General features: G+C 43.1%; 10 protein-coding genes. 1 reads left to right on the forward strand and 9 read right to left on the reverse strand.

What is annotated here, in order from left to right:
* Window positions 1–83: 83 nt before the first annotated feature.
* Window positions 84–701, forward strand: a complete 618-nt coding sequence (locus PGW42_RS14085; protein ID WP_270203889.1) for a YesL family protein — start codon at window positions 84–86, stop codon at window positions 699–701.
* A 205-nt stretch (window positions 702–906) separates the two neighbouring features.
* On the opposite strand, the gene araA is transcribed toward PGW42_RS14085, so the two are convergent.
* From araA to PGW42_RS14130, 9 genes are all read right to left on the reverse strand, one after another.
* Window positions 907–2,406 carry an L-arabinose isomerase gene (gene araA / locus PGW42_RS14090; RefSeq protein WP_022220176.1) on the reverse strand — a complete coding sequence of 500 codons (1,500 nt, stop codon included), beginning with the start codon at window positions 2,404–2,406 and terminating at the stop codon, window positions 907–909.
* Window positions 2,407–2,578: 172 nt separating this feature from the next.
* The gene (gene araD, locus PGW42_RS14095) at window positions 2,579–3,268 is read right to left on the reverse strand and encodes an L-ribulose-5-phosphate 4-epimerase (protein WP_022220177.1); all 690 of its coding nucleotides are present in this window, start codon (window positions 3,266–3,268) and stop codon (window positions 2,579–2,581) included.
* Between the two features lie 39 nt (window positions 3,269–3,307).
* A complete protein-coding gene (locus PGW42_RS14100; protein WP_270203890.1) occupies window positions 3,308–4,903 on the reverse strand; it encodes a xylulokinase in 1,596 nt (531 codons plus the stop codon).
* 50 nt (window positions 4,904–4,953) lie between these two features.
* Entirely contained in the window at window positions 4,954–6,081 is a 1,128-nt protein-coding gene (locus tag PGW42_RS14105) for a GntR family transcriptional regulator (RefSeq protein WP_243006414.1), read from the reverse strand.
* A gap of 540 nt (window positions 6,082–6,621) precedes the next feature.
* Window positions 6,622–7,065: a ribose 5-phosphate isomerase B gene (rpiB, locus tag PGW42_RS14110; protein ID WP_022220180.1), complete on the reverse strand. Its 444-nt coding sequence runs from the start codon at window positions 7,063–7,065 to the stop codon at window positions 6,622–6,624.
* Window positions 7,066–7,239: 174 nt separating this feature from the next.
* Window positions 7,240–8,265 carry an ABC transporter permease subunit gene (locus PGW42_RS14115; protein WP_270203891.1) on the reverse strand — a complete coding sequence of 342 codons (1,026 nt, stop codon included), beginning with the start codon at window positions 8,263–8,265 and terminating at the stop codon, window positions 7,240–7,242.
* Window positions 8,265–9,332, reverse strand: coding sequence for an ABC transporter permease (locus tag PGW42_RS14120; RefSeq protein ID WP_117823727.1), 1,068 nt, complete (start codon window positions 9,330–9,332; stop codon window positions 8,265–8,267). The genes PGW42_RS14115 and PGW42_RS14120 overlap by 1 nt, the downstream gene beginning before the upstream one ends.
* The gene (locus tag PGW42_RS14125) at window positions 9,332–10,843 is read right to left on the reverse strand and encodes a sugar ABC transporter ATP-binding protein (RefSeq protein ID WP_117823726.1); all 1,512 of its coding nucleotides are present in this window, start codon (window positions 10,841–10,843) and stop codon (window positions 9,332–9,334) included. Before PGW42_RS14125 ends, PGW42_RS14120 begins: the two co-directional genes overlap by 1 nt.
* Window positions 10,844–10,985: 142 nt before the next feature.
* Complete coding sequence (locus PGW42_RS14130; protein ID WP_117834863.1) at window positions 10,986–12,083, reverse strand: ABC transporter substrate-binding protein; 1,098 nt, start codon at window positions 12,081–12,083, stop codon at window positions 10,986–10,988.
* Window positions 12,084–12,126 lie beyond the last annotated feature (43 nt).

Below are 12,126 nucleotides of genomic sequence, written 5' to 3' on the forward strand. Positions count from 1 at the left end.
GCCATGCCTCGCAAATCCGCATAAATACTGAATGTGTGGAGTTTTGCTCATGGCTAATATAAAAAATAATAGTAGGTGATTTTATGAATCAGGATAACAAAATAATGAATTTTTTCTCAAGAGTAGTTGATTTACTTTTACTCAACTTTTTGTTTGTTATTACCAGTCTTCCAGTGTTCACATTAGGAGCTTCTCTGACCGCCCTTTTTTCGGCAGCTATGAAACTGGTCAGAAATGAAGAATCGTATGTCTCAAAAGATTATTTCCGGGCATTTAAAACGAATTTTCGCCAGGCAACCGTTTCTTTCTGGGCGTTTGCCCTGGTCCTTGCACTTTTATCCGGAAATCTTATGATCTCATATCAGCAGTCAGGCAGTTTTTATCTGGTTTTGCGTATGATTTCTTTTCTGTTTGTGATTTTTATTGGAATTTATTTTTTGTACTTCTTTCCGGTTCTGGCGCGCTTTTATTTCACTACACGCCAGATCTTGCTACATATTCCACATATGATCCTCACGCATTTTTCTAGCTTCATCCTGTTGATTATTTTGTTGATACCACTGATATTTCTCTGTGTATATTCTCTGTTTACCGCAACCTGCGTAATCGTATTCGGATGTATATGTGGATTTTCCGTGTATGCGTATGTGATGTCCATGCTGTTCCGTAAAATTTTTGAACCTTATGAGATTTCAGCATAAATCATACTTTGGATAGAATATGTTATGGTCTATTCCGGCTTCGTGCACAGTTTCCTGCGTCATTCTACATCTTCGCGCGGATGCGCACCCTGCCAGAAACTTTTATTACAACAAAAAACAGTTTTTACTATTGTACACAAAACAGGCGACAGTCTCCGAAGAGCTGTCGCCTGTTTTTATTTCCTTAGAATTCATCTGCTGCCATTTATTTTCTATATGCAGCTTCATTCCATCTTAATTCATTTTTGAAATCTCTGATCTTTGTATCTTTGTCGATATAAACAGCTTCGATTCCCATTTCTTCTGCCCAGTCACCCATCTGTTCCGGTGTCAGGTCATAAGAGAATGCTGTATGGTGAGCTCCACCTGCCAGGATCCAAGCTTCGGCACCTGTTCTGAGGTCTGGCTGTGGTGTCCAGAATGCAGTTGCAACCGGAAGCTTCGGCATCGGTTTTTCTGTCTTCTTGCAGTCTACGCTGTTGATGATCAGACGGAATCTGTCGCCAAGATCAACAAGCGATGTTGCAACAGCCGGTCCTTCTTTGGCTGTAAATACAAGACGTGTAGGATCTTCTCTGTCACCCATGCTAAGCGGCTGGCACTTGATGCTGATCGGTCCATCTGCGATTGTCGGGCAAACTTCCAGCATATGAGCTTCCAGGATACCTTCTTTTCCAGGTACAAGGTTGTATGTGTAATCTTCCATGAAGGAAGTTCCCTTTGCATCTTTCTTACCCTGTGTCATGATCTTCATTACACGAACCATAGCTGCTGTCTTCCAGTCACCTTCCGCACCGAAACCATATCCTTTTTCCATCAGTCTCTGCATTGCAAGTCCCGGCAGCTGCTGAAGTGATCCGAGATCTCCGAAGTGTGTAACAATTGCCTGATAATTGTTCGCTTCAAGGAATCTTTCAAATCCAAGTTCGATCTGAGCCTGAACTGCCACATGTTTTCTGAATTCAGCTTCATCTCTTCCTTCCAGAAGGATCTGATATTTGTCATAGTATTCTTCAACAAGTGCATTTACATCACCCTGTCCAACCTGAGCTACTGCGTCAGCAACTTCATTTACCGGGTAAGCATCAACTTCCCATCCGAATTTGATCTGAGCCTCTACTTTGTCACCTTCTGTTACGGCAACGTTTCTCATGTTGTCAGCTACACGCATAACACGTACATGGCTGCTTTCGATGACACCAACTGCTGTACGCATCCAGTCACCGATTCTTTCCTGTGTTTCTTTGTCTTCCCAGTAACCCATGATGACTTTACGGTTCTTATGAAGGCGTGTGAAAATATGTCCGAATTCACGGTCGCCATGAGCTGCCTGGTTCTCATTCATGAAGTCCATATCGATGGTGTCGTATGGGATTTCACGGTTGAACTGTGTGTGAAGGTGAAGTAATGGTTTTCTCAGTTCCTTTAATCCGAGGATCCATGATTTTGCCGGTGAGAATGTATGACACCATGTAATAACACCTGCACAGTTTTCATCTGTATTTGCTTCGTTGAAGGTTCTTCTGATTACTTCATTCGTGATCAGGGTTGGTTTCCAGACTACTTCGTATGGAAGAATTCCTGATTCGTTGAGGGCTTTTACGATGATCTGTGAATGTTCTGCTACGTGTGCGAGGCATTCATCTCCGTATAAATCCTGTGATCCTGTGCAAAACCAAAATTTGTAATCTTTCTGTACTAACATGTTTTTATTCTCCTTTTTATTTGATTTCTTTGTTGATTGATTTACTCTATCTCTCCAACACAAGTTCGGTCTTACTAAGCTCGCAGTCGCATACGCTCCCGCTCGCTAAGTGCGCCGAACAGGCAACGCACTAAATTCATGTGTCGCCTACGGCTCGCATTCATTAAGTGCTTTAGCCTTGTCCATAGTATGCGTCTTTACCGTGTTTTCTGTAGTAGTGTTTATCCTGTAATTCCTGTGGGGCAGGTTTTACGTCTGGATTGATCATTTCGCAACGGGCTGCCATTTTGGCTACTTCTTCAAGTACGACTGCATTATGTACTGCATTGTGTGGATCGGTTCCCCAGGTGAATGGTCCGTGGTTTTTGCAGAGTACTGCAGGCATTGCCATGTATTCTGTACCTTTGAAATGTTCCACAATGAGAACTCCTGTATTCTTCTCATATGCTTCGTCGATTTCTTCTTTTGTCAGATTGCGGACACATGGGATCTCACCGTACATATAGTCGGCATGTGTGGTTCCGTAGCAAGGGATTCCTCTTCCTGCCTGTGCCCAGCTGGTTGCCCATGGGGAATGTGTGTGGACGATACCACCCATATCCGGGAACGCTTTGTAGAGTTCCAGATGTGTTGCCGTATCAGAAGACGGATTTAAGTTGCCTTCCACGCGGTTTCCTTCCAGGTCTACAACAACCATATCATCTGCTGTCATTTTGTCATAATCCACACCGCTCGGTTTGATCACAACAAGCCCGCTTTCGCGGTCGATTCCGCTGACATTGCCCCAGGTAAATGTGACAAGTCCATACTTAGGCAGAAGCATATTGGCTTCATAAACCTCTTTTTTCAGTTCTTCTAACATTGCTTTAGCCTCCTGTGTTTATGTAAAATATTTCGGGTTCTATTTCATAGTCTCTGTTGCAGCTTTCATGATCGGAAGCGTCTTCTTGAAGCGTTCAATAAATGCATTGTATCCTTCTACATCCTTCGGATCCGGATCCATCTTTGTACCCTTCTGTCCTGCAAATACTTTTGCATCCAGATAATCATCCAGGGCTTCGTCTTCTGCCTTGTTGTTCATGTAAGATGCAAGAAGTGCGATTCCCCATGCTCCGCCTTCTCCGGCTGTCTCCATAACAGATACCGGTGTGTCAAGTGCTGCTGCCAGGATGCTCTGTCCAACGCCTTTTGTCTTAAAGAGTCCACCGTGTCCGAGAATCTCATCAACGGCTACCTTCTCTTCTTTCAGAAGAATGTCCATTCCGACTTTCAGGACTTCCAGAGATGCATATAAATTTGCTCTCATGAAGTTTGCAAGATTGAATTTGCTGTCTGGCATACGAACAAATAACGGACGTCCTTCATCAAATCCAACAACCGGTTCTCCTGCGAAGAAGTTATAAGACATCAGACCGCCACAGTCTGCATCACCTTCCAGAGCTTTGTTGTAAAGAGTTCCAAACAGATCGTTCATATCGACTTTCATACCGAATGCTTCCGCAAATTCTTTGAAAATATTTACCCATGCATTCAGGTCAGATGTACAGTTGTTGCAGTGAACCATTGCCACGGCATCTCCTGCAGGTGTTGTTACCATATCGATCTCTTCATGTACTTTCTCAAGTGCTTTTTCAAGAACAACCATTGCAAATACACTGGTTCCTGCTGATACATTACCGGTGCGGATTCTGACGCTATTCGTAGCTGCCATACCGGTTCCTGCATCACCTTCCGGAGGGCATACCGGAATGCCTGCCTGAAGCTTTCCTGTTGGGTCCAGAAGCTTTGCACCTTCTTCGGTAAGTGTTCCTGCCTTTTCACCTGCAACCAGGACTTTCGGAAGGATATCTTCTACTTTCCAAGGATATCCTTTCGGTGCAACCAGTTCATCGAACTTGGCAAGCATCTCTTTATTCCAGTTACGTGTTGTGCTGTCGATCGGGAACATTCCGGATGCGTCACCAACGCCAAGGACTTTCTCTCCTGTCAGTTTCCAGTGTACATAACCTGCAAGCGTTGTAATAAAATCAATATCCTTTACATGCTCTTCTTTGTTCAGGATTGCCTGATACAGATGTGCTCCGCTCCATCTCTGTGGCATATTGAAACGGAATAATTCTGTCAGTTCTTTTGCTGCCTGCTCTGTCATTGTATTTCTCCATGTACGGAACGGTACAAGCTGTTCTCCTGCTTTGTCAAATACCATATATCCATGCATCATGGCACTGAATCCAAGTGCTCCGACAGTAGTAAGCTCTACGTCATACTGCTTCTTCACATCTACGGCAAGATCTCTGTAGCAGTCCTGAAGACCTGTCCAGATATCCTCTAATGTGTAAGTCCAGACACCGTTGTCAAGACGGTTCTCCCATTCATGGCTTCCCGAAGCAATCGGTGCATTATCTTCTCCTACCAGAACTGCTTTGATTCGTGTGGAACCAAACTCGATTCCAAGAGAAGTCTTTCCCGCTTCGATCATACTTTTTACATCACTCATTTTTTCTTTACCTTTCCTTTCATAAAATATATTTGATTTGATAAATATTTTTATTTGATGATTTTTACAGAACTCCGGTTGATAATCTCCGGTTTCAGTTCTACACTGTCCGGCACTTCTTTCTCCTGCATAAGATCAAGGATCTCTTCTGCTGCCTTCTTCGCTAGCTCCCGGATCGGATTCTTCACAGAAGCGAGTGGTACTTCGCAATAATTTGCCAGATCAGAATCATCGATTCCAATGATCGACATCTTGTCCGGCACTTTGATCTTCTGTTCCAGACATGTCGCCGCAAGGTTGCTCGCAACCTCATCGTTGTAGCATACACATGCCGTACATCCCTGAATCCTTCTTAAAATCCAGCTGCTCTCCTCACGCATATTGCGATTGCGCACATCTTCGGTATCAATCCAGACAATCCGTTTATCTTCGATCCTGATATCTGCTTCCATTAAAGCTTCGATATAACCGGCATACCTTCTGTGTCCCTGCCCGTCATCTGCCTTGAAAATCGCTGCGATCTCACGGTGTCCGCACTGGATCAGATATTTCGTCGCCATCTTCCCTGCTATCTTGTCATCAAGACTTACATGCGGCGCTTTCAGTTCCGGATAATAGCTGTTGATAAAAATCACCGGGATTCCCTGCTCCATGATCTGCCTGTACAGATCGAGATTTGGATTAGGAAGGCCACTCTTTGTCGGTTCTGCTATAATTCCATCCACTCTTTTCTTATCCAGAATGCTTTTCAATATAAAACGTTCTTTTTCTACAGAATTGTTGGTGATGGAAATCTGGATTCCATATCCGGCGCGTGACATCTTGTTCTCGATTTCCTGAATAATACCAGAAAAAATATATTCCTGAACAAAGGTTGTCATCACTGCGATCTGCATCGTTTTTTTTCGTCTGACCCCGATGATGCCGCTTTCCTTTATATAAGTCCCACTTCCACGGCGTTTCTCGATCATACCTTCTTTTTCCAGAACAGCGATCGCATGTCTGACGGTCTGACGGCTTACCCCAAACCGGTCACAAAGCTGGTATTCCGACTCTATCCGCTCTCCCGGCTGCAGTTCTTCCGCTTCAATCTGTTCTCGGATCCATCTTACAATTCCTTCATATTTTGCTGATGTTTCTTTCACTTTTTTCTTCTTTTCCCCCTGATTTACGTACAAATCCGCTGCTCTCCTTACCTCTAATATACCTTAAGAAACACCTGATTTTCAACCCGTAATATGTTACAAATTATCGTACAACTTTTGTATGTTTTTGCTAAGTTGTATTTATTATATGTGTACAACTTGAATACATATTTGTTTTTCATCGAGGTCCTAACTTGTATTCTTCTTTTTGCATCTTTTGTGCACTTCTTATAAAACATCAAATAATATGGTATTGTTTTTTGACGCCACCAAAACAAGTATAACAAGCTTTTTTTCGATTCACGTACTTCTGTAACCTCTTCCCTTCACCAAATGCAGAACCTTGTGCAGGCGCCAATCTGTACTTGGCTCACCATATACAATCGAGTAGGCTGACTCCTACTCGATTCGTATACTTTGTACACTATCTCGCTTAACAGCTCGATGATGTACATTCGCCAAATACAGATTCTTGTGCAAGCACAAATCTGTACTTGGCTCACCGTATACACAAAAAGAGCAGATAAAAGCTTTTTCATTGCCTTTATCCGCTCTTGTTGTTTTTCATCCGCGCTATTGATTTTCTTCGATCGCCATAATCATATCTACACGATCCTGGTGACGTCCCCCAAGGAACTCTGCACCAAGAAATGTATCAAGGATCATCTTTGCCATCTCGATTCCAATTACTCTTGCACCGAACGCAATCACATTTGCATTATTATGTTCTCTTGCCATCTTTGCCGTATACGGTTCAGAACACACCGCTGCGCGGACACCATGAACCTTATTGGCTGCCATGGAAATTCCAAGACCGGTTCCACAGATTGCAACTCCGAGATCCACTTCTCCATCTGCAACTGCTTTTCCAATCTTTTCCCCATATTTCGGATAAGGACAGCTCTCATAAGAATCAGTTCCGTAATTGACAACTTCATATCCTTTTTCCACAAGATACTCTACCACCTGCTTTTTCATATCCACTGCAGAATGGTCATTCGCAATCCCTATTTTCATATCTCATCTTCCTCCTTCCCCTTTATACTCAATACTTACAAAAAGAACACCGGATGTACGATATGAACATCCGGTGTTTAAATCCTACTTTTTTATTATAGGCAATTAAAAAGTTTCCGTCAATACCCGTCGTTTTTTCTTTTCGCCTGTAATATTTCAAGTACTGTTCTTTCTTTAGTTTTTCTTCTTCAGGCTTGCAAATACAGACTGCAGAACGATGAAGAAGCAGAGGAGTGCGGAAAGTACGATTCGTACCCACCAGCTTGAAAGTGTTCCCTGTGTAGTGATCAGACTGGAAATCGTTCCTTTGATCAGTACACCGAACAGGGTTCCGAATGGAGTTCCGACACCACCACTAAGTAGTGTACCCCCGATAACGGCTGCTGAAATCGCATCCATCTCAAGACCTTTTGCCTGTTCTACGAATCCGGCACAGCTGTTCATACAGAAAAGGAATCCGCCGAGTCCTGCAAGAAAGCCGTCCAGAAGGTATGCAGCCATTTTTGTTCTCTTAACATTCAGTCCCATCATAAGTGCACTCTGTTCATTTCCACCGATCGCATATACAGAACGTCCGAATTTTGTATACTTCATAACGATCATGATTACGATCAGAACGATGATTGCAATGATAACTGTCGGATAAATATATGCCGGGAGGAATTTTCCCCTCTTACTGTAAGAACCAAACGGCATGTAAATTTTGTATTTAGCCCATGCCATGAAAGTTGCATTTTTGATAGAAATCATATCTGTACTGATGATTGATGTCATACCACGTCCAAAGAACATACCTGCCAGTGTTACAATGAATGGCTGGATCTCCAGATAAGATACCAGGAATCCCTGAACCAGACCAAAGAGAAGTCCGATCACCAGTGCCATAAGAAGTGCGGTATAAGCGCTTGCACCGTGATTTTCCATCTGGTTTGCAGCAACCATACATACAAGTGCTGTAACAGAACCAACTGAGATATCGATTCCGGCTGTGATCATAACGATCGTTTCGCCCATCGCGATAACCAGAAGACCTGCATTGGAAATGAACAGATTCAGGAACATCTGCGGTTTTGCAAAACCTTTGTCGTTAAATACGACCATACCTGCTGCGTACATTACAACAAACAGTAAAATTGTAATCATAAGGAGGAATGTCGTTCCGTTAATTTTCTTTTTTGTTCCGGATACTTTTGCTTTCATTAGTTAGCTCCTCCTTTCACTGCAGCCTTTGATGTTCTTTTTTCTTTCTGTACTGCAATAAATTTCTTGAATACCGGGCTCTGAAGGACAACGATAACTACAACAACGATTGCCTTGTAGACCGGAAGCTGATCGGCTGATACATTCAATCCGTAAAGAACAGTTGTAAGTGCCTGGATTGTATAAGCTCCAATCACAGATCCCATCAGGCTGAACTTACCACCACCAAGGGCATTTCCACCAAGGGCAACTGCAAGGATGGCATCCATTTCAAGGTTCAGACCAATGTTGTTGGCATCTGCTGAGTAGATACGGCTGGAAGCCACAAATCCTGCAACACCTGCAAGTACACCACAGATCAGGTAAGTAAGGAACTTGATCATGGTTGAATTAAGTCCGACCAGTCTGGATGCGGTTCCGTTAATACCAACGCTCTCGATATAAAGTCCAAGAGCTGTCTTTTTCAAAATAACATATGCAATGATAACTACGATAATTGCAATTACAACTGGCATCGGAATCGGGAATTTTCCGGCATAGCTTCCGAATACCTGATAAGATTTCACACGGATATATGTAATCTGTCCGTCTGTGATCAGCTGGGCGATACCACGTCCTGCTGTGTAAAGGATCAATGTCGCAACCATCGGCTGAATATTCAGCTTTGCAACCAGAAATCCGTTAAATGCACCGCAGATTCCTGAAGCAACCAGTGCTGCAAGAAATGCAACGATAATCGGTGCTGACAGAGAGTTTACAGATACTTCCCCACCGGAAAGGATCTGGCAGCATACGGCTCCTGCGACTGCCATAACAGCTCCGACACTGATGTCCTGTCCTCCGGAAGCTGCTGTAACAAGTGTCATACCAACTGACAAAATAACCAGCTCGGATGCACGGTTGATCACATCGACCGGATATCCGTATGGAACTCCATTCTTAAGAGACATGCTTAAGAAGCCCGGAATTGTAATTGTAGCTACGATAATGATTGCAAGCAGACACACCAGTGGCATGAAAAGCCTCATAGAGGTAAGCTTTTTCCATGTTGATTTATTTGTGCTCATTACTCTTCACCTCCTGCGATTGCTTTCATGATACCTTCCTGTGATAATTCATCACCGGAAATTTCTCCAACCTTCTTACCGTCTCGCATAACTGCCATACGTGAACAGGTACGGAGCATTTCTTCTACTTCTGAAGAAATAAATGCAACCGCCATTCCCTGATCTGCAAGATCAAGTACCAGTTTCTGGATCTCTGTCTTGGTTCCGATATCAATACCTCTTGTAGGTTCATCCAGGATCAGGAAATCCGGATTGGTAAGAAGCCATCTACCAATGATAACCTTCTGCTGGTTACCACCTGACAGACTCTTGATCGGAGTTTCACGGCTTGCTGTCTTAATCTGAAGCATCTTAATATATTTATCTGCTGCTTCATCCATTTCTTTTCTGCTCATTGGATGGAACATACCTTTTTTCGCCTGAAGTGCGATAATAATATTTTCACGGACAGACAGATCTGCGATGATACCATCTTTCTTTCTGTCTTCCGGAAGATATGCCATACCAAGCTTCATTGCATCGATCGGAGCATGAATCTTCACTTCTTTTCCGTTAACTTTCAGTTTACCGGAATCCGCTTTATCAGCTCCATAAATTGCACGGACAAGTTCCGAACGTCCGGATCCAAGAAGTCCTGTAAATCCGACAACCTCACCTTTGTTGATCGTCATATCAAACGGTTTGATCGTTCCTTTATGGCTAAGTCCTTCTGCCTCGATAACCGGGATGAATTCTTTGAGTTCTGCATGATCTCCCTTGATATCTGCAAGATCATCAAAGTCTTTACCCATCATCTTGGCAACAAGCATAACTCTTGGCAGATCTTTGACTTCGTATTCGCCAACCAGTTCCCCATTTCGTAAAACTGTGATTCTGTCACAGACCTCATATACCTGTTCCAGGAAGTGTGTTACGAAAATAATACCTACACCTTCATCTTTCAGTCTGTTCATCAGTTTGAACAGTTTTGCAACCTCATCATCGTCCAGAGATGAAGTTGGCTCATCAAGGATCAGAACCTTACATTTCATATCAACTGCACGTGCGATTGCGATCATCTGCTGTCTTGCCAGAGAAACCTCTTCCAGCTTCTGGGTAGCTGAAGCATCAATTTCAAGACTCTTAAGCAATTCTGTTGCACGTTTGTTCATTGTACGCCAATCAATAAATCCTGCTTTTCTTGGTTCGCGTCCAATAAACAGATTTTCTGCCACCGTCAGGTTCGGACAAAGGTTAACTTCCTGATATACAGTACTGATACCATTGTTCTGTGCGTCCTGAGGTGATTTATTAATAATCGGACCGTCTTTTCCATCCAGACGGATCTCGCCATTTTCAAATTCATGTACACCGGTAAGAACCTTGATCAGTGTAGATTTACCTGCACCGTTCTCACCCATCAGAGCGTGAATTTCGCCCTTGCGAAGTGTAAAATCAACATGCTGCAATGCTTTTACACCGGGAAATGTCTTGGAAATATCCCGCATTGTAAGTACAACATTACCCTCCATACTCTTCCACCTGCTTTCCTTTTTTCAATAAAGAGGGCGTAGTATAAATATCCGGCACATTCCGATTATTATCTACCACGCCTCTCTATTCATTCACCCTTATGTGTCTGTCAAATTATATATCCGACTTTCCTAATGCATTTTAGTATGCACGTTTGTCAAGAATATCCTGTGTAAGTGGTGTTACATCAAAATCTTTTTCTTCGTCTAAGCTGTTTGTAGCTTTTACAGATTTAACTGTGTCATCATGAGCAAAGATTTCTTCATCTACATAGTTCAGTTTATCAACGTCTTCGCCAGCTTCAAGTTTTTTGATAAGTTCTTCAGCACGTGGTCCGTGAAGTGGGTTACACTCTACATCGCATTCGATCTTTCCATCAAGAACATCCTGAAGTCCTGCATGTGTTGTATCGAATGAAATTACCATGATTTCGCCGTTAGCGATATCAGATCCAACTGTCTTACCTGCTGCTTCGATTGCATCGATTGCTCCGAATGCTTCGTTATCGTTCTCGCAGTATACTACGTTGATGTTGTCATACTGTTTCAGCATAGACTCCATAACTTCCTGACCTTTAGCCTGTGTAAATTCACCTGTCTGCTGAGCTACAAGATCCCATCCGTATTTGTCAACACCTTCTTCAAGACCTTTTGTACGTCCGATCTGAGCTGTAGATCCGATTGTTCCCTGGATATCAGCGATATGGATATCAGATGCTGCGATTCCTTTTGCTTCTGCAAATCCGTTCAGCCATTCAGCTGCTTTACGACCTTCACAAAGAGCATCGGTTCCGATCCATGTTGTGTAAAGGCTGTCATCAGATACATCAACCATACGGTCAACGATGATTACCGGGATGTCTGCATCTTTTGCTTCCTGAAGAACTGTATCCCATCCTGTCTCTGTAACAGGTGCAAGAAGAATGTAATCAACCTCCTGCTGGATAAAGTTACGGATTGCTGTGATCTGGTTTTCCTGTTTCTGCTGAGCATCATCAAAGATCAGGTCATATCCGTTTTCTTTGCTGAATGTGTCTTTCATTGACTGAGAGTTTGCTGTACGCCAGTCAGATTCTGCACCTACCTGTGAGAAGCCTACTGTGATCACATCATCGGATGAGCTTGATGAATCACTGCTCTTGTCGCTGCTGTCAGATCCTTTGCTTCCACCGCATCCAACTGCTAAAGCTGCTGTCATCGCTGCACATAACAATACTGCTAACACTTTTCTTTTTTTCATTTTACATGTTCCTCCTTCATTGGGTTTTCTTAACCTCTTGATG

It is taken from the genome of Coprococcus sp. TM115-187 (assembly GCF_027679115.1).
In the GTDB taxonomy this organism is placed as follows: Bacteria; Bacillota; Clostridia; order Lachnospirales; family Lachnospiraceae; genus Allocoprococcus; species Allocoprococcus comes.

What these genes read in the sequence shown, in the direction of transcription:
- PGW42_RS14115 (WP_270203891.1), bottom strand. Translation starts at nt 8,265, where the DNA reads ATGAAAGCAAAAGTATCCGGAACAAAAAAGAAAATTAACGGAACGACA.
- araD (WP_022220177.1), bottom strand. Translation starts at nt 3,268, where the DNA reads ATGTTAGAAGAACTGAAAAAAGAGGTTTATGAAGCCAATATGCTTCTG.
- PGW42_RS14125 (WP_117823726.1), bottom strand. Translation starts at nt 10,843, where the DNA reads ATGGAGGGTAATGTTGTACTTACAATGCGGGATATTTCCAAGACATTT.
- PGW42_RS14130 (WP_117834863.1), bottom strand. Translation starts at nt 12,083, where the DNA reads ATGAAAAAAAGAAAAGTGTTAGCAGTATTGTTATGTGCAGCGATGACA.
- PGW42_RS14100 (WP_270203890.1), bottom strand. Translation starts at nt 4,903, where the DNA reads ATGAGTGATGTAAAAAGTATGATCGAAGCGGGAAAGACTTCTCTTGGA.
- PGW42_RS14085 (WP_270203889.1), top strand. Translation starts at nt 84, where the DNA reads ATGAATCAGGATAACAAAATAATGAATTTTTTCTCAAGAGTAGTTGAT.
- rpiB (WP_022220180.1), bottom strand. Translation starts at nt 7,065, where the DNA reads ATGAAAATAGGGATTGCGAATGACCATTCTGCAGTGGATATGAAAAAG.
- PGW42_RS14120 (WP_117823727.1), bottom strand. Translation starts at nt 9,332, where the DNA reads ATGAGCACAAATAAATCAACATGGAAAAAGCTTACCTCTATGAGGCTT.
- araA (WP_022220176.1), bottom strand. Translation starts at nt 2,406, where the DNA reads ATGTTAGTACAGAAAGATTACAAATTTTGGTTTTGCACAGGATCACAG.